Genomic DNA, 23,060 nt, shown 5'->3' with positions numbered 1-23,060 from the left:
GTACAAAATCCCTGAGGATGCGGGTTGGATGCCTATCGGCGCATCGACCACCGCACGCCCATCACGGCCGCAATGCCCAGTATCGGCCACACCGCCCAGAACTGCCCCGTCCAGGTGAAGAGGTTGATGCCGGCAAGGCCGAGCGCCAGGATCGCCAGCAAGGTGATCTTGCGATTGAACCGGGTCTGGTCGCGGTTCCAGGCGAGCGCCGCGACGACGGCAAGCGCGAGCACCGGAAAACGCGCCCAGAAGACGCCCTGCCACGACAGGAGATTGATACCGATCAGGGCGGCGGCGATGACGCCGAGCACGCCATATAGCCTCTGTTGTCCGCCCGGTGCTGGGGTTGTCTCGGCCTTTGTTGCCGCCATAACCGGCGCCGGCTGCGGCTGCGGCCGCGCGGGGCCGGATCGTTCGGCAGATGGCATCTCGTCCCTGGCATCGCCGATCTTCACCGCGTAACTTGGCACGCCTTCGTCGACATTCTTCACCATAAGCGATCCGAGAAACTCGAAACCGACCGCCACCTTGTTGCGGACCTGGTCATAGACGGTGCTCGATATCACGATGCCGCCTGCCGCAGCCGACGTCTGCAGCCGCGCCGCAATATTGACGCCGTCGCCATAGATGTCGTCGCCCTCGACGATCACGTCGCCGAGATTGATGCCGATGCGGAAGAGCATGCGACCGTCGGCCGGGCGGTCGGCATTGAAGCCGGCGAGTTCGTTCTGGGTGTCGACGGCCGCCCGCACCGCCTCGACCACGCTCGGGAAATCGGCGATCAGCCCGTCGCCCCAGGTATTGACGACGCGGCCGCCATGGCTTTCGATCAGGCGCCCCATCGCCTCCCGGCAGCGCTTCAGGCTTGCAAGCGTCCCCTCCTCGTCAGCCCCCATCAGCCGCGTATAGTCCTGCACGTCAGCACAGAAGATCGTCGTCAGCTTGCGCCGCGTTTCACTCATGGTCTTTCGTCTCCGCGCTCTCTGCCCCCGGGAAAGCTCGCTGCAAAGGCTGAAACTGGTCGATTGGAGATCATGGGCTATTGCAGCGGCGGTAAGTTACTAAGCCTTTGTGTTCGTTACCACCGATAATTGCCGACCCGCGTTTTCCGGGCATGAGAGGCAGCGTGGGCGATTCAGCTTCCTTCATTCGCCCAGTCATCGACCTTTAAAGGCTCCGAGACGCGGGCAAAAGCCTTGTCGCGCGTGACGAGAGTTGCGGCAGTTGCAACGGCATGGGCGGCAATCATCATATCGAGGGGCGCCAGGGTCACCCCTTTGGCTTCACAGGCAGCGCGCAGGTCTCCATAAGTTCGCGTGACATCGTGATCCCAAGGCAGAATGTCGACCCGGAGCAGGAATTGGCGGATGCGTTCTGACAGCGCTTTCGGATAGCCTCGCTTGGCAAGACCGTAGAACAGCTCCCCTTCGGTGATCGATGAGATGACGATGTCCTCCATCGGAAGCGCGGCCAACCTTTCGATGATCTCCGGCCGATCGCCCTTGATCACATGGCTTACCATATTGGTATCGAGCATCCAGGCTGTCACTCCTTCCAGCCTTCGAATGGATCACGATCATGAGAAGGCTGCCGGCGGTCGTCTGGCCCCAGGAAATCGTCCGGAACCTGATCCTTGCCATAGAGTTCAAAGAGACCATCCCATGAATCCGGCTTGCGTGACAAAATGACATCGCCGGTCTTCGGATCACGACGGACGAACACCTCGCTCTCCTCGAAGCGGAACTCCGCAGGGAGCCTGACCGCCTGGCTGCGGCCGGTCGTAAAAATCTTGGCTGTTCTCGTTGCCATGATAGCCTCCATATCTCGATAGCTACCATGGTATATACCGATAGCCGGCAGCGAGCAAGAAGTCCGGCGCCTCAACAAAACCGCTGGATCACTGAACGATCTTGCGCGGGCTCGCCGTGTGTTCTCTCGCCACGATGTTGGAATCATCGATTTCCTGAAGCAGGACGTCGTAGCCCCAGAGATCGGCAAGATGCTGCAGGACGAGTTTCATGTCGGCTTCCTGGAGATAGCAGCCATTCATGACGATGTGCTGCAGAAGCAGGCGGCGGTCGCCGGCGAGGTCGACGTCGACGATATCGATCGCCGGATCGGTCCAGCCGATATCGTATTCGCGGGAGAGCTGGCGGCGGATGCGCAAATATCCGCGCTCGTTGTGGATCGCCGAAACCAGTACCCCCTCGGTCTGCTCCGGATCGTCGTAGAGATGGAACAGCCGCAATTGCCGGATCAGGTTCGGGCTAAGGAACTGGCTGATGAAGCTCTCGTCCCGGTAATTGGCCCAGATGTCGCGCAGGACCGCCATCGCATCGCCTCGTCCGGCGATATCGGGAAACCATGCGCGGTCCTCTTCCGTCGGCGTCGTGACGATCCTCTCTATGTCCTGCATCATCGCAAAGCCAAGCGCATAGGGATTGAAGCCGGAGAATCGCCGGTCGTCATAGCTCGGCTGGAACACGACGTTGGCGTGCGACTTCAGGAATTCGAGGAAGTTTCCGTCGCTGATCTGCCCCCGCTCGTGAAGCCGGTTCATGATCTGGTAGTGGACGAAGGTGGCGGTTCCCTCGTTCATCACCTTGGTCTGCCGCTGGGGATGAAAATATTGCGCGACGTGGCGGACGATGCGAAGGATCTCGCGCTGCCACGGCTGCAGCCGCGGCGCCGACTTTTCCAGAAAGTATAGGATGTTGTCCTGAGGGAGCCCGAGGGCGGCGCGGCGCTTTTCCAGGCCGCTGTCGCCCGCCTTCCGCGCCTTGCCGACGGGAACCGTGCGCCACAGGTCGTTGAACATCTGCTCCTCGTGGGTGCGGCGCTCCTGCTGCCGCTTCTCCTCCTGGCGAAGGTCAATCGTTGTCTTGCCCGCGTATCGATGCACCCCGTGCGACATCAGCGCATGGGCTGCGTCGAGCGTGCGCTCGACGGCCGCCTCGCCGTAACGTTCCTCGCAGCGGGTGATATAACCCTTGGCGAAATCGAGGTAGTCGAGGATGCCTTCCGCATCGGTCCAGAGCTTGAAGAGATAGTTGTTCTTGAAGAAATGGTTGTGGCCGAAGGCCGCATGCGCGGTGACAAGGGTCTGCATCGTCGCCGTGTTCTCCTCCATCAGATAGGAGATGCAGGGAGAGCTATTGATGACGATCTCATAGGCAAGGTCGCGCATCCCGCGGCGGTAGAAGGTTTCGTGATGCGCGAAATGCTTGCCGAAGGACCAATGCCGATAGAAGAGCGGCATGCCGGTCGAGGAATAGGCATCCAGCATCTGCTCCGAGGTGATGACTTCGATCTGGTTCGGATAGACGTCGAGGCCGAGTTCGCCGAGCGCGATCTCCTCGCAGGCGTCGTGGATGCGCTGGAGCGTTGCGAAATCCCAGTCGGCCCCCTCGAATAATAGCCGCTCTCGTGGCCTCATCGTCATGGTCATGGCGTCACCTTCGACTGTGCGTCACGTTTCTGGAAGAGATCGTGGAAAACAGGGAATATTTCGTTTCGCCGGCAGACCTTGCGCATCGAAAGCGGCTGCAGCTCGGAACGGATCCCGTCATAGAGCATCCAAAGCGGCGAGCGGGATACCGAGGAGTCACCGCCTTCTTCGCCGACCTCGATATAGGCGAAATATTGGCACTGTGGCAAAATCTCGCGCAGCAGCTGTCCGCTCAGGTTCCCGTCCGAATGGGCGTTGTCTCCGTCCGAGGCCTGGGCGCCATAGATATTCCATTCCGCCGGATCGAAACGTGCCGCGATGATCGCCCGCATTGCCGCTAGCGCACTTGAGACCAGCGTACCGCCGGTTGCCGGGCCATAGAAGAAGGTTTCCTCGTCGACTTCCTCGGCCTTGTCGGTATGGCGGATGAAGACGATCTCCACTTTCTTGTAGCGCTTCGACAGGAAAAGGTAGAGCAGCAGGTAGAACCGCTTCGCCAGGTCCTTCATGTGTTCCGACATGGAGCCGGAAACGTCCATCAAGCAGAACATCACGGCCTTCGCCACAGGCTTCGGCTCGTTTTCGAAGCGGCGATACCGCACGTCGAGCGGATCGATATAGGGAATGCGCCGGCTTTTTTCCGTCAGAGATTTGAGTTTTGCCTCAAGCGCCAGCCGGCTCTCGTCGTCCTCGCATTCCTCGATCTGCCGCTGCAGGGCTTCGATTTCTTCGCGGCGCGGACGGTGAAGCGCGACACGGCGCATCATCGCGAGCCTGGTCGTGCGACCGACGGCGATGTTGGACGGCGATCCCGACACGGAATAACCGGCACGGAACGGAGTTTCCTCCTCGGTTTCGGCCAGGCGCCGCTTGGCAAGGTCGGGCAGTTCCAGATCGTCCAGGAACACATCCAGGAATTCCTCGCGCGTCAGCACGAAGCGGAAGCCGTCCTCGCCGTCGCCCTCACCCGCATCCTTGGGTTTTCCGCCCCTGCTCCCCGGCGGGCGCGGAAGAATGTCGCCTTCGACGAAGGCCCTGTTTCCAGGCAGGATGTGGTCGCGGATGCCGCCGTCGCCCCTTCTCAAGTTCGGCTCGGCCATTCCATCGATCGGCAGGCTGATTTCCCCGCCGTCGAGTACATCGCGAATGTTCCGGTTTTGCAGAGAACGCTTTACCGCCTGCTGCACGGCGCCTTTCATGCGCCGAAGAAACCGTTGCCGATTTTCCAGACTTTTACCGCGCGGATTTAGCCGACGGTCGACAATGTGCATATTGGCTCCACATTAACTTGCCTGTTTGACGCGCATGTACCATTCGACGAGGCGCCGAACCTGCCTCTCCGTGTAACCCCGCGCGGCCATGCGCGAGACGAATTCGCTGTGCTTCTTTTCCGTTTCGGAATCCTTCTTCGATCCGAAGGAAATAACCGGCAAAAGATCTTCGACCTGCGAGAACATTCGCTTTTCGATGACTTCCCGGATTTTCTCGTAACTCGTCCATGACGGATTCTTTCCGCCGTTGGCTGCCCGCGATCTCAAGCAGAACTTGACGATTTCGTTGCGGAAATCCTTCGGATTGGCGATTCCCGCCGGCTTTTCGATTTTCGTCAGTTCCTGGTTGAGGAGCTCGCGGTCGAGAAGCTGGCCGGTATCGGGATCCTTGAAGTCCACGTCTTCGATCCAGGCATCGGCATAGTCCACGTAGCGGTCGAACAGATTCTGTCCGTAATCCGCATAGGATTCAAGATAGGCCTTCTGGATTTCATTTCCAATGAACTCTGCGTAACGCGGCGCAAGATCGGCCTTGATGAATTCCAGATATCGCTTCTCGACATCGTCGGAAAACTGCTCGCGCCGGATCGACTGCTCCAGCACATACATCAGATGAACGGGATCGGCGCCGATATCCGTGGTGTCGTGATTGAAAGTGGAAGCGAGCACCTTGAAGGCGAAGCGGGTCGATATGCCGTCCATGCCCTCGTCGATGCCGGCGGCATCCCGATATTCCTGGACACTGCGGGCACGCGGATCCGTCTCCTTCAGGCTTTCGCCGTCATAGGTGCGCATCTTCGAGAAGTATGTCGAATTCTCATGCTTGCGCAGGCGTGAAAGCACGGAGAAGCGGGCCAGCATTTCGAGCGTTGCCGGGGCGCATGGCGCATCGGCGAGTTCCGATCCCTCGATCAGCTTCTCGTAGATCTTCTGCTCTTCCGTCACGCGCAGGCAATAGGGCACCTTGATCACGCAAATACGGTCGATGAACGCTTCGTTGTTCTTGTTGGCCTTGAAGGTCTGCCATTCCGCCTCGTTCGAATGCGCAAGGACGATGCCGGAGAAGGGTATGGCGCCGATATTCTCGGAGCCGATATAGTTCCCCTCCTGCGTCGCCGTCAGCAGCGGATGCAGCATCTTGATCGGCGCCTTGAACATCTCGACGAATTCGAGCACGCCCTGATTGGCGCGGTTGAGGCCGCCCGAATAGCTGTAGGCATCCGGATCGTTCTGGGAATAGGTCTCCAGCTTTCGGATATCGACCTTGCCGACCAAGGACGAGATATCCTGATTGTTCTCGTCCCCAGGCTCGGTCTTGGCGATGGCGATCTGGCGCAACCGCGAAGGCTGTACTCTGACGACGCGGAAGCGGGAAATATCGCCTCCGAAGTCGTCGAGCCGCTTCAGGCACCACGGGCTCATCAGTCCGCTCAGGCGCCGCAGGGGAATGCCGTATTGCTCCTGCAGGAGCGATCCCATCGTGTCCGGGTCGAAGAGGTTGAGCGGACTTTCGAAAACGGGGCTGATCTCGTCACCGGCCTTCAGCACGTAGATCGGATGAACCTCCATCAGCAGCTTCAGCCGCTCCGCCAGCGATGACTTGCCGCCGCCGACCGGGCCGAGCAGATAGAGGATCTGCTTGCGCTCCTCAAGCCCCTGCGCCGCGTGCCGGAAGAAGGAAACGATGCGTTCGATTGTCTCTTCCATGCCGTGGAAGCCGACAAAGGCCGGATAGATCCGGATGGTCCGGTTCATGAAGATCCGGCCGAGGCGGGTGTCCCTGGCGGTGTCGACCATCTGCGCTTCGCCTATCGCGGCGAGCAGCCGCTCGGTCGCATTGGCATAGGCAAGCGGTTCCTTTTTGCAAAGATCGAGATACTCCGAGATCGACATATCGGTCTCGCGACGCGCATCATAGCTGCGGGTGAACGCATCAAATACGGATTCGCTCAGCATGGGCCCTCCATTCAAGGTTAATGCCACAGGCTTCAGGTGTCCCTATAACCATCGAGATGGCCATGACGTTCCTGAGAATCAATAGTTTCGTCGGTTATTCCACGCTCACCGGCCGTTTCTAGCAATGCACGAAATTGTGCATCCACCGGTTCTTTAATTACTGTACGAAACTGTTGGTGAGTATAGTTCAGAAAGACGCCATCGCGGTATCAGCACATTTCACGACGTGACAGAAAGATGAAAAAGGTGTGCAATACCGCCCGTGATTCGAGATCCCGAAAATCAGCGATCGGCAGGCGGCGGGCCCGTTCGATCGGCGAATATCGATTTGCGACGGGCCATATGACGCTGGAAAGTTCGGGATATTCTTAGAAACAGAATATTCTTAGAGAATGGGCGCATGACGATCATGCGCCGGATATTGCGATCATGTCTCCGCAGGCCTTCAGCCGTTGAACGCATCATCGAGCGCAGCGACGTCGATCTTGACCATGCCGAGCATCACTTCGGTCACCCGCCTCGCGCGCTCACGGTCGCTGTCGGCGACCATCTCGGAGAGCACGCGCGGCACGATCTGCCAGGAGAGGCCCCAGCGGTCCTTCAGCCAGCCGCACGCCTCCGGCGTGCCGCCATTGGCGAGGAATGCCTCCCATATCCGATCGATCTCGGCCTGGCTTTCCACGAGAATCGCGATCGAGAAGGAATGGTTGAAACTATCGAGCGGGCCGGCCTTCATGGCCAGGAAGGCCTGGTCGGCAAGCGTAAACTCGATCAGTTCGACGCTGCCGGGAGGCCCGCTCGGTGTTTCGGCCGGCAATATGGTGGTGCGGCCGATCCGGGAATCCGGGATAACAGACACATAGAATTCGACGGCTTCGCGCGCTTCCTCGGCGAACCAGAGATTTGAAACGACCTTCGGCATGAAACGATCTCCTTGGTTGACGGATGTTGATCCGGACTCCCGTCCGATGCTCCAAGGACGCGCAGCGGGCGCGGGTTCCGACATGCTGTGGCTGCAATATTTCCGTCGTGTCGCCGCCGTCGCGCCGGCGGGCGCTGTCGCTGAGAGCCAACTGCTTGGGATAGCGGGTGGGTCGGGAATGAAAGCAGAACATCTTTTCTGGTCTTTCCTTCCCGAATCACTACATTACGCGCCATGAGCAATAGTTTCGACGATATGCCCTTCTTCGACGAAGAGCCGGGCGAGATGGCGCGCAAGCCACAGCCGCCTGCCGCCCCCGCCGAAAGGGCGCCCGTCGCCGGTGGCGGCATCGCGGCGCGCGCCATGGCAGCACGCGACGGCGGCAAGCGGCCGGATTACCTCGCCGGGCTGAACCCCGAACAGACCGAAGCTGTCGAAACGCTGGAAGGCCCCGTCCTCGTGCTCGCTGGCGCCGGCACCGGCAAGACCCGCGTACTGACGACCCGCATTGCCCATATCCTCAACACCGGTCACGCCTTTCCCTCGCAGATCCTCGCCGTCACCTTCACCAACAAGGCCGCCCGCGAGATGAAGGAGCGCATCGCGCTGCTCGTCGGCGGCGCCGTCGAAGGCATGCCCTGGCTCGGCACCTTCCATTCGATCGGCGTCAAACTTCTGCGCCGCCACGGCGAGCTTGTCGGCCTGCGCTCCGATTTCACCATTCTCGATACCGACGACGTCATCCGCTTGATCAAGCAGATCATCCAGGCCGAAGGCCTCGACGACAAGCGCTGGCCGGCCAAGCAGTTCGCCGGCATGATCGACACCTGGAAGAACAAAGGCCTCGGCCCCGCCGATATCCCCGAGGGCGACGCCCGCGCCTTTGCCAATGGCCGCGGCCGCGATCTCTATTTTGCGTATCAGGCGCGGCTGACGACGCTGAACGCCTGCGACTTCGGCGACCTGCTGATGCATCCGATCGCGATCTTCCGCAAGAACCCGGATCTCTTGAAGGAATATCACGGCCGCTTCCGCTATATCCTCGTCGACGAGTACCAGGATACCAACACCGCCCAGTACATGTGGCTCAGGCTTCTCGCTCAGCGCCCCAAGGGCGAGCCGCAGAACGTCTGCTGCGTCGGCGACGACGACCAGTCGATCTATGGCTGGCGCGGCGCGGAGGTCGACAATATCCTGCGCTTCGAAAAGGATTTCCCCGGCGCCAAGGTGATCAAGCTCGAGCGCAACTACCGCTCGACCGAACATATCCTCGGGGCCGCCGCCCATCTGATCGCCCATAATGAGGGCCGCCTCGGCAAGACGCTGTTCACCGACCGCTCCGATCCGGACGACGTCAAGGTGCAGGTGCACGCTTCCTGGGATTCGGAAGAGGAGGCGCGCGCCATCGGCGAGGAGATCGAGCAGCTCCAGCGCGGCAAGCATCTCTTGAACGACATGGCGATCCTCGTGCGCGCCTCCTTCCAGATGCGCGAATTCGAAGACCGCTTCGTCACTCTCGGCCTCAACTATCGCGTCATCGGCGGCCCGCGCTTCTACGAGCGCCTCGAGATCCGCGATGCCATGGCCTATTTCCGCCTGGTTGCTCAGGCCGCCGATGACCTCGCCTTCGAGCGCATCGTCAACACCCCGAAGCGCGGCCTCGGCGATACGACGGTGCGCGCGCTGCACGACTATGCGCGTGCCCGCGATATCCCGATGCTTGCGGCAGCCGCCGACATCATCGAGACCGACGAGCTGAAGCCGAAGGCGCGAAAAGCGCTCTTCGACGTGATTCAATCTTTCCGCCGATGGCAGGAACTGCTTGAAAACACGCCGCATACCGAACTTGCCGAGCAGATCCTCGAAGAGTCCGGCTATACCGACATGTGGAAGAACGACAAGAGCGCTGAAGCCCCCGGCCGCCTCGAAAACCTCAAGGAACTGATCCGCTCGATGGAAAGCTTCGAGTCGATGCGCGGCTTCCTCGAACACGTCTCCCTGGTGATGGATGCTGAGACCAACGAGAACCTCGACGCCGTCTCGATCATGACGCTGCACTCGGCCAAGGGCCTGGAATTCGACACCGTCTTCCTGCCGGGCTGGGAGGAAGGCCTCTTCCCGCACCAGCGCTCGCTGGATGAGAGCGGCCGCGCCGGCCTGGAGGAGGAACGCCGCCTCGCCTATGTCGGCATCACCCGCGCCAAGCACCGCTGCCACGTCTGGTTCGTCTCCAACCGCCGCATCCATGGCCTCTGGCAGTCGACCCTCCCCTCGCGCTTCCTCGACGAACTGCCGGAAACCCATGTCGAGGTCGCCGCAATGGAGCAGAGCTACGGCGGGTATGGCCGCGGCGGCTACGGCCAGTCCCGCTTCGACAAGGCCGAACCCTTCGCCAACTCGTATTCCACTCCTGGCTGGAAACGCGCCCAGGCCAACAAGACCGACGCTACGCGCGATAATTGGGGCACCCGCTCCGGCCACGCCGTCGAACGCATCGGCTACGGCGAAAGCGGCCCGAAGGGGCGTACCATCGAAGGCGAGTTGGTGGCGAAATCGACCTCGTCGGAACCATCGAGATTCACCCTCGGCGATCGCGTATTCCACCTGAAATTCGGCAACGGCAACATCACTGGCATCGAGGGCAACAAGCTGACGATCGAGTTCGACCGGGCCGGACAGAAACGGGTGCTGGACGGATTCGTCGATCGCGTGTGACTCAGAGCAATTCCAGGAAAAGTGCGAAGCGGTTTTCCGTCCGGAATTGCGTAAAATAAAAGATTGGAGCGGTTCTGCGCTCCCATGAAAAGCTGAACCGATCCAAGTCAGCACGACGCGAAAACGCTCACCCGAGCATCCGCATCCTTCCAAGCCCGAGAATATCGTTGACGAGGGCGATGCCCATGCCCGCGGCGACGATTCCCAACCCGATCAGAAAGAGCCGGCGCGACCGATCATAATTGGTGGCGACGAGGGAGTTCCGCGCCAGCAAATCGGCAAAGACCTTCACCTGGACGGCGATGCCCACGGTCAGGAACAGCATCGGCAGAATATCGATGCGGCTCCAGTCATTGGGATTAGAAACCCAGACACTGATGAAATTGAGCGAGAAGCCAAGGATGATTCCAGCCGCCGTCAGCGACCCGTTGCGAAACGTCGCATCGATCTTTTCGTCGGGATCCGGCTCTGACATGGTTTCGCTTCCGGCTTGCTTCCAAGGGTAAGAAAGGCAGAAATCATGACCCGGAGCAAGGTCGGTTGACGTCGCCTCTCGCGGAAAGCAGACGAAATGCCGTAGCCGCGCAAACCCGGGCACTCCGCCCATAGCTCTTCCGCACTGCGTTACGGCATTTCGGGCCAACACCGGCATGGATTTAATCGCGCTCAGACACCGATCGCCCCGTCAACTCTCGCAATGATCGTATTAGAGCATTCTGTTTCGACGACTTACGACCGCTAGTGCCAGAATTAACACTTGCGCGTCCGCGCCTGGAAATCCACTAGTTGATCCATTCAGTGCGCTTGGCGTCTTGCACTGCAATAGAGCGAAGGGATTGGCCTTGATGAAAGCGCTGCTGCTCGTCGATATTCAGAACGGCTTCTGTCCGGGCGGCAATCTGCCGGTGCCGGAGGGCGACAAGGTTGTTCCCGTCGCAAACAGACTGATCGACAGCGGCAAATACGATCTGATCGTCGCTTCGCAGGACTGGCATCCGCCGGGCCACGGCAGCTTCGCCTCCGCCCATCCCGGTGCCGCCCCCTTCGAGATGGGAGAACTGTCGGGCAAGCCGCAGATGATGTGGCCCGATCACTGCATTCAGGGTACGCTCGATGCCGAACTGCACCCCGAGCTCAAATCCGAAGAGATCGACCTGATCCAGCAGAAGGGCGAGGATCCTGCTATCGACAGCTATTCGGCCTTCCGCGACAATGACCGCGATGCCTCGACCGGCCTTTCCGATTTCCTCGAGGATCAGGGCGTCACCGACCTCGACGTCTGCGGGCTGGCGACCGATTATTGCGTCAAGTTCTCCGCGCTCGATGCGCTGGAGATGATGCCTGACGTTCGCGTGCGCTTCATCGAGGATGCAAGCCGCGGCATCACGCCCGAAGGCGTCGCCGCCGCCATCGAAGAAATGCGGACACATGGCATCGCGATCATCGACAGCGCCAAGGTCCTGGCCGGCTGATTGAGACCAGCGACAAAAGACAGTGTGGCGGATGTCGGATCGGCACCCGCCCATCCGTCCTTGGCTCTGAACGCACCAATCATGGGAGTTGAGAGATGAGAAAGCTTGTTACCGCAGCCTTCGTGAGCTTGGATGGCGTTATGCAGGCGCCGGGCACGCCGCAGGAGGATCCGACCGGCGGCTTCACCCTTGGCGGCTGGACCGTCAATTACTGGGACGAGCCGATGGGCGGTTTCATGGACCGGATTTTTACCGACCCCTTCGCGCTGTTGCTCGGCCGCAAGACCTACGAGATCTTCGCAGCGCACTGGCCCTTCGTCGGCAAAGACGATCCCATCGGAAGAGCCTTCAATTCCACGACCAAATATGTCGCAACCACTTCCGCCGAGCCGCTCACCTGGGAAAATTCTGTTGCGCTGCGCGGCGATGCCGCCGCCGAAATCGCCCGCTTGAAGCAGGAGGACGGTCCGGACCTCCTGACGCAGGGCAGCAGCGGCCTGCTGCAAACCCTGCTGGTGCACGACCTGATCGACGAACTCCGGCTCCTGACCTTCCCGCTCATCCTTGGCCCCGGCAAGCGCCTGTTCGGCAAGGGCACCAAGCCGGCGGCGCTGAAGCTCACCGCCAGCTCGGTATCGACGACAGGCGTCATCATGAGCGTCTACGAGCGCGCCGGCAAAGTCGACACCGGCAGCTTCGCGATGGCCGAGCCCTCGCAGGCGAGCGCGAGGGCTGAGAAAGCGCGGGCGAGCGAAAGAGCGGAAGTTAGGCAGGCAGTTGTCTGGCTTCTTATTTCAAGACATAGGCGTCGTAGGTCTCATCGCTTCCGGCAACCGCACCGAAGCTTTTGACGAGCTCTGTCGCGCTTTGGAAAGCCGAAATCTCCTCTGGCGTCAGAGACAGCCGCCATACGTAGCTTTCACGCAAGGAGACGGGAGCAGTGATCCGATCGAGCCGCTGCGAGAGAAGAATGATGACAGGCACCCCCTCACTCTGCTGCAATCGGCGTGCTGATTGGAGGATATCGGCAAGGCTGAGCGAAAGCCGCGCGTTGCGGGTATATCGCACAATGGCGCCGAACCGCTCCTCCCGCAGGAGATAGGTGCGATTGGAGACGTAATAGGGCAAGGCTTCCACGAGATAGTCGGGATCCGCTATGATGACCGCGTCCTTGAGATCAGGGCGCGATTGCATGAACGCGCCGAAATCCTTACTTCGGCTCAGGGGTATTTCGGCTATGAAGGCCTGATTGATCTTTTCGATACCGGACACGACCTGTAGCGCCAGCAATATCAGGAAGCACAGACGCCCGAACCTTACGATCCCGCCAGCAGCCTCGATGCTGGCAGCGCCCGCCCCCTCGCGCTGAGTATGTCTGGTCAAGGCGGTGATCGCGATCATGAAAACCAGCCAGAGCACCTGATGTCTGTATCCGCCCGGATAGACAAGCGTAAAAAGCAGCGAAAGCCCCAAGAGAACCAGTCCGGCTGCGATCATCGCCGGCCGCCGGTTCGCCAGTGCCAACAGGCTGGCGTAGATGAGCACGGACATCAACGCTGCGAAAATATGGGAGGCCAACGGATATGCCACGACCAGTTCAAGGACGCGGTTGGGATAGAATTCCATAAAATGGGAACTGGGCACGGCAAGCGCACCAAGGGCAAACAAAGCGAAATTCTTGCCGCTGAGATCGTTCTGCCCCGTATCATTGAAGGTCGGATAGACCGTTACGAAACATAGAACAACTCCAACCGCGGCAATGGCAGCGGCTGTCGCAAAGGCCCGATATTCCGTCAGAGGAGGCCTTGGTCGCGCCAGAAGCAAATCGAAAAACCAATAGGCAAGGAAGCCGCCGACGAGCACGACCGAATGGACATTGGTATTTGCAAGCAAGGCAAACAACAGGCCGAGCAATATGCCGTTGCGTGCTCCTCTCTCCCAATTCAGGACGATAAGAAAAATCACCAGCATGCTGATGCCGTAATTTCGCGACATCGCGGCATATTCGAAAATCGAAAAGCTGCTGAACAACGACAGCAGCATGATGGAAAGCGGCAGTTTCAGCCTGAAAACCAGAAGATAGGCCGCCGCGGCCGCAACCGTCAGGGCGACGACCTTCAGGACGACAGGCGAGCCGACCACGACATAGGCGGCGCGCAGCAGAATATACCAAAGAGCAGGATGACCCTCGCCATGCATCCGGCGAAGCATATCGATGAAATTATCCCCCTGGAGGGCGAGTGACAAAGCACGAACCTCGTCACGCCAGACCGTTTCGGACCAGCAAAGCGCAGACGCCAGCGTAAGCCAGACCGTGAAGATCAACGCTTTGCCGAGCTTGGCGGATCGAGGTTCATCGATAACAGAGACAATCACGGCCAAATAACACGCAACCCGGTGAACGAAAGCGTCACGACCATATCGGTGCAGAAATAATTTGGCGTTAAGTGAAGGCTCTGGTTTGATTCTAAGGCGCTAGAATTTTTTCCTCCCTCTCAAGCAGATGGATATCTTCGGCCATGTCTTCCATTCGCTTCAACAGGGCTGCCTGCGCATCTCTCAGCCCTCGATTGTAGACGTACGGGCCGATCTCCTCGACGAAGAAGTCAAGCAGGAATTCAGCCGGCAAAGCGCCGATGGGATCCAGCTCCCGGTCGAAATAAGCGCGGATGCGCGAAACGATCTCAGCCTTTTCTTCCTTCGAAAATTCGATCTTCTTCATGGTTGCCTCTTTACCGAATGCGATCGGGAGTTTGATGGTTCAGCGAAATCGATTGGTCAATCAATGAAATTCAATTGCCGTTGCAAGCAGTAGACCATAAGGGAAAACCTGAATTCCAACAGGAAAGATCCCATGAATCGCGCCGACTTTGTTGAAGGTTTGCGGGGCGGCTCCGCCGTCGCGCTGGCATCGGCGCCCTTTGGCGCCCTGTTCGGAGCGCTCGCGGTCGAAAACGGCATGTCGCTCTCCGAAGCCGCCTTCATGAGTGCCACGGTCTATGCCGGCGCCAGCCAGATGGTCGGCATCGAACTCTTCGGCCACAATGTCCACGCCTGGCTGATCGTGCTGTCGATCCTCGCCGTCAATTTCCGCCACGTGCTCTATTCGGCGGCGCTGGCGCGCTACATCGGCCATTTCACGCCGGTGCAGAAATTCTTCACCTTCTTCCTGCTCGTCGATCCGCAATTCGCCGAAGCGGTAAAGCGCGGCGAGGCCGGCCGACAACTCACCTTCGCCTGGTATTTCGGCTTCGCCATCATCATCTACATCCCATGGGTGCTGATCAGCGTCGCCGGCGGCATGCTCGGCGGCTTCATTGGCGATCCTAAGGCCATCGGCCTCGACATCCTGCTGCCGGCCTACTTCCTCGGCATCGTCCTCGGCTTCCGCAAGCGAGACAATTTCCTGCCCGTGGCGCTCGTCAGCGCGGTGGCTTCCGTACTCGCCTACCGCTATGTCGGCTCGCCCTGGCATGTCAGCCTCGGTGCTGCCGTTGGCATCCTACTCGCCGCCGTGCTGCCTTTGCCGCCGCAAGAGGCTGATCTCGAAGCCGACGCCCTTAAATCCGAAGTGCACGAGGTCTAAGCCATGGAATTTGATCTTCACATGGCGCTCGTCATCCTCGCTGCAGCCGCCGCCACCTTCGCCACCCGCATCGGCGGGTATATCCTCATCACCCGAATGAAGAGCATTCCCCCGCGCATGGAGGCGGCGCTGAATGCCGTGCCGGCCGCCGTGCTGACGACGCTGGTCGCACCCGCCTTCTTCATCGGCGGATGGGAATCGAAGCTGGCGCTGATCACCGCCCTCTTCATCGGCCTGCGCTTCACCCATACATGGATGCTGGTCGCCGCCTGGATCGTCGTGATGACCTGGCGCCACACGATCGGCGCCTGAGCACCGGCCCGACAGCCGGCGCAGAAATTCAAGGCATCCCGTTTTCTCAATATTCCAGCGGCAGCGTGGCGTTTTCGAGCCAGGCCCTGACATCGTGATCGTGGATGAGTGGCATCAGCGCCTCGCATGTGCGGCGATGATAGTCGTTGAACCAGTGCAGTTCGTCATGAGTCAGAAGCTCGGGAATGACGAGGCTGCGGTCGATCGGGCAGAAAGTCAGCGTCTCGAATCCGAGCATCGGCGCATCGCCGCCCTCGATCTCTTCGGCGCCGCGCACATAGATCAGGTTCTCGATGCGGATGCCGAAGCTGCCGGGCCGGTAGTAGCCAGGCTCGTTCGAAAGGATCATGCCGGGCAGCAGTTCCTGCGTCGACAGCCGGGAGATGCGCTGCGGCCCCTCATGAACCGAGAGATAGGAGCCGACGCCGTGGCCTGTGCCATGGGCGAAATCGGCGCCGGCCCGCCACAGCGCGATACGCGCCAGCGGATCGAGGTCGCAGCCGCGCGTGCCCTTTGGGAAACGCGCCGTGCTGATCCCGATCATCCCCTTCAGCACCAGCGTGAAGAAGCGCCGATGCTCCTCCGAGACTGCGCCGATGCCGACGGTGCGGGTGATATCGGTCGTGCCGTTGATATATTGCGCGCCGGAATCGATCAGGAAGAGTTCGCCGGCCTCGATTATCCGGTTGGTCTCGGTCGTCACGCGGTAATGCATGATCGCCGCATGTTCGCCGGCGCCCGAAATCGTGTCGAAGGAAATGTCCTTCAGCGGGTTCTGCATGCTCTGGCCGACGCGGGCGCGCGCCGCTTCGAGATGCTCGGCAGCAGCGATCTCGCTCACCGTGCCGGGCTTCGTCTGCGACAGCCAATAAAGGAATTCCACCATCGCCGCCCCGTCCTGCAGATGCGCGGCGGCCGAGCCGTTGATCTCGACGTCGTTCTTCACCGCGCGCGGCAGCTTGGCGGGATCGGCGCCCTCCACCACTTCGCCGCCCGCCTTGCGGATGATCTCCGCCAGCGCATAGGCGGCGATATCAGGGTCGATCAGCACGCGGCCGCCATCTCTGGAAACGACGGCGAGCTTTTCTTCCAGCGCCGATGGCGGCAACTGCGTGCAGATCTGCGCGAGATAGGCCTCCGGCTCGATGCCGGTCTTGCGCTTGTCGAGGAAGATCTCGGCTCGGCCGTCGGCATGGATGATGGCGCGCGCCAGCGGATGCGGCGTGTGCGGCACGTCGGCGCCGCGGATATTGAAGGTCCAGGCGACCGAAGAGGGATCGGCGATCAACACCGCCGCAAGGTTCTTCTTCGAAAGATCGGCGGCAATCGTCGCGATCTTTTCCCTCGCCAGCATGCCGGCCTGCGCGACGTTCTGGATGCTGGCCGCGCCAAGCGGCTCGGCCGGACGGTCAGCCCAAAGCCTGTCGAGCGGATTGTGCGGCAGGAAGACCAGCGTGCCGCCGATCTCCGACAGCGCCCTTTCCAGACGGCGCACCTCGGCCCCTGCATGCAGCCAGGGGTCGATGCCGAGCCGCAGGCCCTTGGCTCCGTTTGCGGCGAGCCAGACATGCGGCGGCTCGTTGACGAGATCGCCACCCGAAAAGACCGAACCGTCGACCTGTTCGGCAAGCTGCGTCACATAGCGCCCGTCGACAAAGACGATCGCCTGCGTACGCAGGATGAGCGCAATGCCGGCCGAGCCGGTAAAGCCCGTCAGCCATGCCAAGCGCTCCGAACATGCGGGGACGTATTCGCCGTTGAACTCGTCGGCGCGCGGCACAAGAAAGGCGTCGATGCCGAGCGAATCGAAACCGGCGCGTAGCGCCGATACGCGATCCCTGCCGAATTGCGGCGTGGAGGTAACCTCGAAAGACTGAAACATGCTGGAAACCCGAATGATTGAGACGAATCCGGTTAATGGGATAGCGGCCATGTTAGCGAAATTTCAACCGATGGGGAGAAAAAGCGACCTAACGAGTCGAAACCTCTGGGGCCGCTCAACATTTTGACAGAACTGTGACGCCAAAAGTTAATTTGGCACGCTTTATGCGTTGGCCGCATGGCTCCCATGAGCGAAACCCTCTGCCTCCGCATTTCAGAATAGCTATATAGGCGTCATCGAACGGTTCGCGATGAACCTGTAAACAAAGGAATTCTTGAAATGACCGCCTCTCTCTCGCGCTTCGCATATAGCAGCCCGGTGCAGGCTGGCGAACGCCAGACCGTGCGTCACGTGATCGGGGCCCGCCGCCCGCAGAACGAGGACAGCCTCAAGCTGCTCGGCGCCGGCCAGCGGGCCACGCGCCACAAGGGCACCCCCAGCTACGCGTTCTAAGCCTGAAAGCCAGTCCGTCTCCTCCCTCCCGGACCGGCCTATTGGAATGCAGTAGAGCCCGCTTGAGCGCTCCTCCCCTTGAGCTCGCGGGCATTGACCGGATAGACCGGTCCAAGGCGGTGCCATCGGCACCGCCTTTTTCTTATCTTCAACAAGGCTCACAGAGCGGTTCCGTTTCGATAAGGCGGTGCGGCACCCGCCACCGCCCTCATCCCTGTGCTTGTCACAGGGATCCAGTGCGCCCAAGTCCTTGGGCGCGGGAAACTCTCTTCAAGCTCGTATGAAGTCATTCACCGCGCAGACGCGCGGTGGCTGGATCCCTGTGACGGGCACAGGGATGAGGGTGGGGAGGAGGCGCGTTGCCTTAAACAAGGCATGCGTTGCAGGAGAAATCACCTGCTCACAACCTTGAAAGCTCAGGGCCGATCGAGATGGATAGTCACCCAGCCGTTGCGCCAGATGGTTCTGACGTGGCGAAGCCTCGCGCCACTATAGGCGGCAATCACCTTCCAGCGCTGCCCGGCAAGGATGCCGGAGAGAATGACCGATCCGCCAGGCGCAAGATGCGTCGCAAGCTTCGGCGCCATGCGGATCAGCGGCCGGGCGAGAATGTTGGCGATGATGAGATCGAAGGGGCCATGCTCGGAAAAGGCCGTGGAATGAAAGCCCGGCGCGGTCCTGGTAACGATGCCCGAGGCGATGCCGTTGCGGCGCACGTTCTCGGCCGCCACCTTCGTCGCGATCGGATCGATGTCGGTCGCCAGCACCGGTATGTTCCTGAGCTTGCGCACCGCAATCGCCAGTACGCCGCTACCGGTGCCGAGATCGAGCGCGTTGCGGACCGAGCGCGAACGCACCACGCTATCGATCACCTCGAGGCAGCCGGCTGTCGTGCCGTGATGGCCGGTGCCGAAGGCCTGGCCGGCATCGATCTCGATGGCGATGTCGCCGGGGCGGATCTTGTCGCGGTCATGCGAACCATGCACCAGGAAACGCCCTGCCCGGACAGGCTTCAGCCCCTCCAGCGATTTCACCACCCAGTCGATCTCGGGGATGACTTCCCGCTCCAGCCGGGCATCAGGGAAAGAGGCCTTCAATGCGTCCTCGACACGGGATTGCACCTCAGCCTCGTCCTCGGCCATCATGTAGATTGAGGCTTCCCAGATATCCTTCTTCTCATCGATCTCGGTGGTGCCGATGGCAAAGTCTTCTTCACCGAAGACCGCGCTCAGAAGGTCGAGGATCTCCTCGGCCTTGGCTTCGGTCGTCGTCACGTAAAGGCGGATTTCACTCACGATAGGCGGTCTTTCCCGTTTCCGTTGCCCGCCGCCGATCGAGCCAACGCCCCATCACGCTGAAGCTGTCACCCCTTGCTGACGAGATTCTCCAGCTTCTTTACCGCCGTGTCCGGGTTTTCGCCATAGGCGATCGTTCCGGAAAACCGCCCGGCCGAATCGAGCAGGAAGACCGAGGCGGTGTGATCCATCGTATAGTCGCCATTCGGATCCTTCTCGTCGACCGGCACTTTCTTGGCGTAGACGCGGAACCCCTTGACCATCTCGGCGATCTTGTCGGGCGCGCCTGAAATGCCGGTGATGCGCTTGGAAACATTGGAGACGTATTCGTTCATGATCTCGGGCGTGTCGCGCTCCGGATCGACGGTCACGAAATAGGCCTGCAGCTTATCGCCCTTCGGATCGACCTTCTCCATCCAGCCGTTCAGCTCGAAAAGCGTCGTCGGGCAGACTTCCGGGCAATGGGTAAAGCCGAAGAACAGCGCCGTCGGCTTGCCGCGCAGCGCCTCCTCGGTGATCGGCTGTCCGCTTTGGGAGACCAGCGTGAAGGGCACGCCGAAGGGCGGTTCTGCCACCATGTCCCTCGACTTCGTCAGGTTGAGCGTGACCGCGCCAAGAAACCCGGCAAGTATCAGGACACCGACCCAGACGGCGATGCGGAATGTCTTCATTGGCATGATCCTCGATCCGGGCGGAGACGCACGGTCCGCCCCTTGCCCCGCGTGATTATAGCCTCGATCGGACGCGCGCAATTCAAGAATATGTTTCTGACCGGTGATTAATTGTCTCACCGATAGAAACTGCAACGGCAACGAAATCCGACCTTAGGAATCGGCACGGATCAAAAATGGCATGTTTGTGAATAGCTTGCCGTTTGAGCGACGGGTAATCGGAAAATACATATCGTTAGGAAAGACTTAAGCCGTCACATCTATATTTAACAGCGGTTCTGCATCGCCTCTCCCGCTGGGGACAACTGGGAAGAATTCTGACCATGAACAACAACAACGCCATCAAGCAGTCGGGCGCTTATCTTGAAATCGTTTCGTTCCATCTGGGCGATCAGGAATTCTGTATCGACATCATGGCTATCCGCGAAATTCGCGGCTGGGCGCCGGTGACGCCGATGCCGCACACCCCGCCCTACGTCTTGGGTCTCATTAACCTGCGCGGTGCGGTGATCCCCGTCATCGACATGGCCTGCCGCCTCGGCATGAAGATGACCGAGCCATCTGAGCGCTCGGCGATCATCGTCACCGACATCGCCGGCAAACTGGTCGGTCTGCTGGTCGAGCAGGTTTCCGACATGATGACCATCAAGAGCGAAGACCTGCAGCCGCCACCGGAAATCATCCCGGAAGCCCAGCGCGCCTTCTGCCGCGGCATCGTCGCTCTCGAAAAGACCATGGTCTGCTTCTTGAACCTCGATACCGTCATTGCCGACGAACTGACGCAGGCCGCTTGAGGTTGCTCATATCTGGATTTCGAAGGCCCGGCTCGTCCGGGCCTTTTTAGTTTCGGGTGGAGAATAAAGCCGGCATCGGATCAGTTTTTAGGAAAACCCCTCCCCAACCCCTCCCCACAAGGGGGAGGGACTAAGCTCGGGCCCCGACTCGCTCCTCCCGAAACGTCGAAAATCTGGAAAGCGGGTGCGGCAAGTTAAGCCCCTCCCCCTTGTGGGGAGGGGTTGGGGCGGGGTCTTTCATCGCAAGCGCGAGAGACCCCGGAACCTCCCAGACTTATTGCGGCTTCCCATTCTTCCAGACAACGCTCTGCCCATAGAGCGGAATGGTCGAGATCGACATCTTCGCCGAACCGTCGGTCAGTTCGCGCGAATGGGCGAGATAGATCAGCGTGTCGTTCGTCTTGTCGTAGATGCGGTTGACGACCAACGTCTTCCAGATCAGCGACATGCCCTGGCGGAACACCTCGCTGCCATCCTTGGACAAGTCGACATTGCCGATCTCGATCGGCCCCGTCTGCCGGCAGGCAATGGAATTGTTGGACGGATCCTCGAACCAGTTGCCGTTCTTGAACCGGTCGATCAGGCTGCGGTCGAAATAGGTGACGTGGCAGGTAACGCCCTTGACGTCAGGGTCGGAGACCGCCTCGACGATGATGTCGTTGCCGATCCAGTCGACCCCGACCTTGCCGACGACTTCGGCCGAGGCAGCACCTGTAGAAAGGGCGGCGAAAGAGAAGGCGGCGAGGAGAAGATTGCGCAGTCTGGACATGGCGGCTCCCTGAATAATCCGCATTCTAGATAAGCATGCACCCATGCTTTGCAAGAAAACGAAGTTTGCAGAAAGGGATCAGCCTTTTCGGCAGGTGCAGGGCTCGTATGCCCGCGCCGTCAGCCGGCCGGGTCTCATGCCGATCAATGCCGGTATGGCGTGGATGGCATGGGCCTTGACCGCCCTTGCCATCTCGATTGCGGCCGCTGCGCAGACGGCGGCATCTTCGGCGGCATTGTGGTGCACGAAACGCAGGCCGAGATGCTCGGCGATCAGGTTCAGCCGGTGCGAAAGGAAATGCGGCCAGATCCGCTGCGCCATCTTCAGGCTGCAGAGATAGGTAAGCTCCGGATAGGATTGCCGGTAGAGATCGAGGCTCGCCCGCCAGACGCTGAAATCGAAGGCGGCATTGTGCGCGATCATCGTCGCGCCGCGAAAATCCTCCTCGAACTCGTCCATTACCTCGGGAAACTCGGGCGCGTCCTCGACATGCTCCGGACGGATGCCGTGGATCGCGATGTTCATCCCGGAAAAGCGCATGTCCCGCGGCCGGATCAGCCGCTCCTCGACGCGCGTCACCCTGCCGTCCTCGATCCAGGCAAGGCCAACGGAACAGGCGCTGCCGCGCTGTTCGTTCGCCGTCTCGAAGTCAATCGCGATGGTTTTCAATGCCGCAGTCCGAATCGTTTCTTCGGGAACAGGAATACCGCCCCGCTTCCTGCCACGCAAATTCGACACGACGCCCGGTTGACTTTTTAACCCGCATATCGAAACTTGTTGGCATGATCGGTTCCGTAACCATGGCAGCACTTATCCATCACACCACGACCCTTGAAGGGTACGCGGGAGCGATGGTGCGTTAGCAGCGATCCGATCATCCCGAAAACCCTGCCGAGGCGAGCAGGGTTTTCGTAAAGCCGGCTCTCCTCCTGAAACAAACGGAGAGCATGAATGTCCGAAAACAAAGAGAACGAACCTCGCGGCCGAGCGCGCCTGCCGGATGGCGTACTCGTGCGCGCCGTTCGCCTGTCCGATGCGGAGGAGATCACCGATCTCATAAATCTGCCCGGCTACCGGGCCGGCACCTTGCGGCCGCCATACCAGAGGGTCGAGGAAGTTCGCAAGTACATGGAAAACCCGTCGCCGGGCGCACTCAACCTCGTCGTCACCCAGGACGGCAAAATCGTTGGCAATGGCGGCCTCAACCGTCTTTCCGGCCGCAGGCAGCACGTCGCCAGCATCGGCATGGGCGTGCATGACGATTTCATCGGCCGCGGCTTCGGACGGATCCTGCTCGGAGCAATGGTCGATGCTGCCGACGACTGGCTCGATATCAAGCGGCTGGAACTGACTGTCTACACCGACAACGATGTTGCCATCGGCCTCTACCGGAAATTCGGCTTCGAGCAAGAAGGCCTGCTGAAGGCCTTCGGATATCGCGCCGGTCAATACGTCGATGCCTATACGATGGCGCGCCTCAGGCTATGAGAAAACGGGGCTGCCGACTTGCCGTC

The 23,060-nt window shown here is 60.3% G+C and carries 22 protein-coding genes and 1 pseudogene; 8 read left to right on the top strand and 15 right to left on the bottom strand.

Annotated elements, in window-relative coordinates:
• Positions 1-32: 32 nt before the first annotated feature.
• The 7 genes from RWJ89_RS04140 to RWJ89_RS04110 form a co-directional block, all read right to left on the bottom strand.
• A complete protein-coding gene (locus RWJ89_RS04140) occupies positions 33-962 on the bottom strand; it encodes an adenylate/guanylate cyclase domain-containing protein (RefSeq protein WP_131666714.1) in 930 nt (309 codons plus the stop codon).
• A gap of 173 nt (positions 963-1,135) precedes the next feature.
• Positions 1,136-1,549 carry a type II toxin-antitoxin system VapC family toxin gene (locus RWJ89_RS04135; protein WP_131666713.1) on the bottom strand — a complete coding sequence of 138 codons (414 nt, stop codon included), beginning with the start codon at positions 1,547-1,549 and terminating at the stop codon, positions 1,136-1,138.
• A complete protein-coding gene (locus RWJ89_RS04130; RefSeq protein WP_027664288.1) occupies positions 1,546-1,809 on the bottom strand; it encodes an antitoxin in 264 nt (87 codons plus the stop codon). The genes RWJ89_RS04135 and RWJ89_RS04130 overlap by 4 nt, the downstream gene beginning before the upstream one ends.
• 88 nt (positions 1,810-1,897) lie before the next feature.
• Positions 1,898-3,448 carry a SpoVR family protein gene (locus RWJ89_RS04125; RefSeq protein ID WP_168284096.1) on the bottom strand — a complete coding sequence of 517 codons (1,551 nt, stop codon included), beginning with the start codon at positions 3,446-3,448 and terminating at the stop codon, positions 1,898-1,900.
• A complete protein-coding gene (locus RWJ89_RS04120; protein WP_020050803.1) occupies positions 3,445-4,719 on the bottom strand; it encodes a YeaH/YhbH family protein in 1,275 nt (424 codons plus the stop codon). Before RWJ89_RS04120 ends, RWJ89_RS04125 begins: the two co-directional genes overlap by 4 nt.
• 12 nt (positions 4,720-4,731) lie before the next feature.
• Positions 4,732-6,675, bottom strand: a complete 1,944-nt coding sequence (locus RWJ89_RS04115) for a PrkA family serine protein kinase (RefSeq protein WP_020050804.1) — start codon at positions 6,673-6,675, stop codon at positions 4,732-4,734.
• A 445-nt stretch (positions 6,676-7,120) separates the two neighbouring features.
• A complete protein-coding gene (locus tag RWJ89_RS04110; RefSeq protein ID WP_168284095.1) occupies positions 7,121-7,597 on the bottom strand; it encodes a VOC family protein in 477 nt (158 codons plus the stop codon).
• Positions 7,598-7,831: 234 nt separating this feature from the next.
• Between RWJ89_RS04110 and RWJ89_RS04105 the strand changes: the two genes are divergently transcribed.
• Positions 7,832-10,312, top strand: a complete 2,481-nt coding sequence (locus RWJ89_RS04105; RefSeq protein WP_221942372.1) for an ATP-dependent helicase — start codon at positions 7,832-7,834, stop codon at positions 10,310-10,312.
• Between the two features lie 127 nt (positions 10,313-10,439).
• Here RWJ89_RS04105 and RWJ89_RS04100 read toward each other — a convergent pair whose 3' ends face one another.
• A complete protein-coding gene (locus RWJ89_RS04100; protein ID WP_131666710.1) occupies positions 10,440-10,787 on the bottom strand; it encodes a hypothetical protein in 348 nt (115 codons plus the stop codon).
• A 370-nt stretch (positions 10,788-11,157) separates the two neighbouring features.
• On the opposite strand from RWJ89_RS04100, the gene pncA reads away from it, so the two are divergent.
• Together pncA and RWJ89_RS04090 are read left to right on the top strand one after the other, a co-directional pair.
• The gene (pncA, locus tag RWJ89_RS04095) at positions 11,158-11,784 is read left to right on the top strand and encodes a bifunctional nicotinamidase/pyrazinamidase (protein WP_026265348.1); all 627 of its coding nucleotides are present in this window, start codon (positions 11,158-11,160) and stop codon (positions 11,782-11,784) included.
• Between the two features lie 95 nt (positions 11,785-11,879).
• Positions 11,880-12,530 (top strand): annotated as a pseudogene (locus RWJ89_RS04090) (dihydrofolate reductase family protein); the annotation flags it as partial.
• Between the two features lie 43 nt (positions 12,531-12,573).
• Here the strand turns inward: RWJ89_RS04090 and RWJ89_RS04085 are convergent.
• On the bottom strand, positions 12,574-14,166 hold the full coding sequence (locus tag RWJ89_RS04085) for a hypothetical protein (RefSeq protein ID WP_131666708.1): 1,593 nt from the start codon (positions 14,164-14,166) through the stop codon (positions 12,574-12,576).
• A gap of 85 nt (positions 14,167-14,251) precedes the next feature.
• Positions 14,252-14,506 carry a DUF2164 domain-containing protein gene (locus RWJ89_RS04080; RefSeq protein WP_017961276.1) on the bottom strand — a complete coding sequence of 85 codons (255 nt, stop codon included), beginning with the start codon at positions 14,504-14,506 and terminating at the stop codon, positions 14,252-14,254.
• 132 nt (positions 14,507-14,638) lie between these two features.
• On the opposite strand from RWJ89_RS04080, the gene RWJ89_RS04075 reads away from it, so the two are divergent.
• Both RWJ89_RS04075 and RWJ89_RS04070 read left to right on the top strand, forming a co-directional pair.
• The gene (locus RWJ89_RS04075) at positions 14,639-15,370 is read left to right on the top strand and encodes an AzlC family ABC transporter permease (RefSeq protein WP_077978777.1); all 732 of its coding nucleotides are present in this window, start codon (positions 14,639-14,641) and stop codon (positions 15,368-15,370) included.
• A 3-nt stretch (positions 15,371-15,373) separates the two neighbouring features.
• Positions 15,374-15,682 carry an AzlD family protein gene (locus tag RWJ89_RS04070; RefSeq protein ID WP_168321392.1) on the top strand — a complete coding sequence of 103 codons (309 nt, stop codon included), beginning with the start codon at positions 15,374-15,376 and terminating at the stop codon, positions 15,680-15,682.
• A gap of 46 nt (positions 15,683-15,728) precedes the next feature.
• On the opposite strand, the gene RWJ89_RS04065 is transcribed toward RWJ89_RS04070, so the two are convergent.
• Positions 15,729-17,564, bottom strand: a complete 1,836-nt coding sequence (locus RWJ89_RS04065) for an aminopeptidase P family protein (RefSeq protein WP_222060638.1) — start codon at positions 17,562-17,564, stop codon at positions 15,729-15,731.
• Between the two features lie 279 nt (positions 17,565-17,843).
• Here RWJ89_RS04065 and RWJ89_RS04060 point away from each other — a divergent pair, with 279 nt between their 5' ends.
• Positions 17,844-18,017 (top strand): hypothetical protein, encoded by a 174-nt coding sequence (locus tag RWJ89_RS04060; protein ID WP_222060637.1) that lies wholly within the window; start codon positions 17,844-17,846, stop codon positions 18,015-18,017.
• Between the two features lie 416 nt (positions 18,018-18,433).
• On the opposite strand, the gene RWJ89_RS04055 is transcribed toward RWJ89_RS04060, so the two are convergent.
• A complete protein-coding gene (locus RWJ89_RS04055) occupies positions 18,434-19,312 on the bottom strand; it encodes a 50S ribosomal protein L11 methyltransferase (protein ID WP_131666704.1) in 879 nt (292 codons plus the stop codon).
• A gap of 68 nt (positions 19,313-19,380) precedes the next feature.
• Entirely contained in the window at positions 19,381-19,983 is a 603-nt protein-coding gene (locus RWJ89_RS04050) for an SCO family protein (RefSeq protein WP_316030607.1), read from the bottom strand.
• Between the two features lie 323 nt (positions 19,984-20,306).
• On the opposite strand from RWJ89_RS04050, the gene RWJ89_RS04045 reads away from it, so the two are divergent.
• A complete protein-coding gene (locus RWJ89_RS04045; protein ID WP_003541378.1) occupies positions 20,307-20,777 on the top strand; it encodes a chemotaxis protein CheW in 471 nt (156 codons plus the stop codon).
• A gap of 274 nt (positions 20,778-21,051) precedes the next feature.
• Here RWJ89_RS04045 and RWJ89_RS04040 read toward each other — a convergent pair whose 3' ends face one another.
• Together RWJ89_RS04040 and RWJ89_RS04035 are read right to left on the bottom strand one after the other, a co-directional pair.
• The gene (locus tag RWJ89_RS04040; RefSeq protein ID WP_316030606.1) at positions 21,052-21,546 is read right to left on the bottom strand and encodes a CreA family protein; all 495 of its coding nucleotides are present in this window, start codon (positions 21,544-21,546) and stop codon (positions 21,052-21,054) included.
• A gap of 78 nt (positions 21,547-21,624) precedes the next feature.
• The gene (locus RWJ89_RS04035) at positions 21,625-22,215 is read right to left on the bottom strand and encodes a 3'-5' exonuclease (protein WP_316030605.1); all 591 of its coding nucleotides are present in this window, start codon (positions 22,213-22,215) and stop codon (positions 21,625-21,627) included.
• Between the two features lie 282 nt (positions 22,216-22,497).
• On the opposite strand from RWJ89_RS04035, the gene RWJ89_RS04030 reads away from it, so the two are divergent.
• Positions 22,498-23,034 (top strand): GNAT family N-acetyltransferase, encoded by a 537-nt coding sequence (locus RWJ89_RS04030; protein WP_077978782.1) that lies wholly within the window; start codon positions 22,498-22,500, stop codon positions 23,032-23,034.
• The last annotated feature ends 26 nt before the right edge of the window (positions 23,035-23,060 follow it).

Source organism: Rhizobium sp. 10PS4, from assembly GCF_032464805.1.
Classification (GTDB): domain Bacteria; phylum Pseudomonadota; class Alphaproteobacteria; order Rhizobiales; family Rhizobiaceae; genus Rhizobium; species Rhizobium laguerreae.
Note: the sequence above shows the minus strand (reverse complement) of the source record. Positions and strands in the feature narration are given on the sequence as shown.

Bases quoted from the DNA above. Each gene is read 5' to 3' on its own strand.
- RWJ89_RS04040 (WP_316030606.1), bottom strand. From the start codon at position 21,546: ATGTCCAGACTGCGCAATCTTCTCCTCGCCGCCTTCTCTTTCGCCGCC.
- RWJ89_RS04100 (WP_131666710.1), bottom strand. From the start codon at position 10,787: ATGTCAGAGCCGGATCCCGACGAAAAGATCGATGCGACGTTTCGCAAC.
- RWJ89_RS04125 (WP_168284096.1), bottom strand. From the start codon at position 3,448: ATGACCATGACGATGAGGCCACGAGAGCGGCTATTATTCGAGGGGGCC.
- RWJ89_RS04110 (WP_168284095.1), bottom strand. From the start codon at position 7,597: ATGCCGAAGGTCGTTTCAAATCTCTGGTTCGCCGAGGAAGCGCGCGAA.
- RWJ89_RS04070 (WP_168321392.1), top strand. From the start codon at position 15,374: ATGGAATTTGATCTTCACATGGCGCTCGTCATCCTCGCTGCAGCCGCC.
- RWJ89_RS04105 (WP_221942372.1), top strand. From the start codon at position 7,832: ATGAGCAATAGTTTCGACGATATGCCCTTCTTCGACGAAGAGCCGGGC.
- RWJ89_RS04140 (WP_131666714.1), bottom strand. From the start codon at position 962: ATGAGTGAAACGCGGCGCAAGCTGACGACGATCTTCTGTGCTGACGTG.
- RWJ89_RS04065 (WP_222060638.1), bottom strand. From the start codon at position 17,564: ATGTTTCAGTCTTTCGAGGTTACCTCCACGCCGCAATTCGGCAGGGAT.
- RWJ89_RS04115 (WP_020050804.1), bottom strand. From the start codon at position 6,675: ATGCTGAGCGAATCCGTATTTGATGCGTTCACCCGCAGCTATGATGCG.
- RWJ89_RS04120 (WP_020050803.1), bottom strand. From the start codon at position 4,719: ATGCACATTGTCGACCGTCGGCTAAATCCGCGCGGTAAAAGTCTGGAA.
- RWJ89_RS04045 (WP_003541378.1), top strand. From the start codon at position 20,307: ATGAACAACAACAACGCCATCAAGCAGTCGGGCGCTTATCTTGAAATC.
- RWJ89_RS04075 (WP_077978777.1), top strand. From the start codon at position 14,639: ATGAATCGCGCCGACTTTGTTGAAGGTTTGCGGGGCGGCTCCGCCGTC.
- RWJ89_RS04080 (WP_017961276.1), bottom strand. From the start codon at position 14,506: ATGAAGAAGATCGAATTTTCGAAGGAAGAAAAGGCTGAGATCGTTTCG.
- RWJ89_RS04130 (WP_027664288.1), bottom strand. From the start codon at position 1,809: ATGGCAACGAGAACAGCCAAGATTTTTACGACCGGCCGCAGCCAGGCG.
- RWJ89_RS04060 (WP_222060637.1), top strand. From the start codon at position 17,844: ATGACCGCCTCTCTCTCGCGCTTCGCATATAGCAGCCCGGTGCAGGCT.
- RWJ89_RS04030 (WP_077978782.1), top strand. From the start codon at position 22,498: ATGTCCGAAAACAAAGAGAACGAACCTCGCGGCCGAGCGCGCCTGCCG.
- pncA (WP_026265348.1), top strand. From the start codon at position 11,158: ATGAAAGCGCTGCTGCTCGTCGATATTCAGAACGGCTTCTGTCCGGGC.
- RWJ89_RS04050 (WP_316030607.1), bottom strand. From the start codon at position 19,983: ATGAAGACATTCCGCATCGCCGTCTGGGTCGGTGTCCTGATACTTGCC.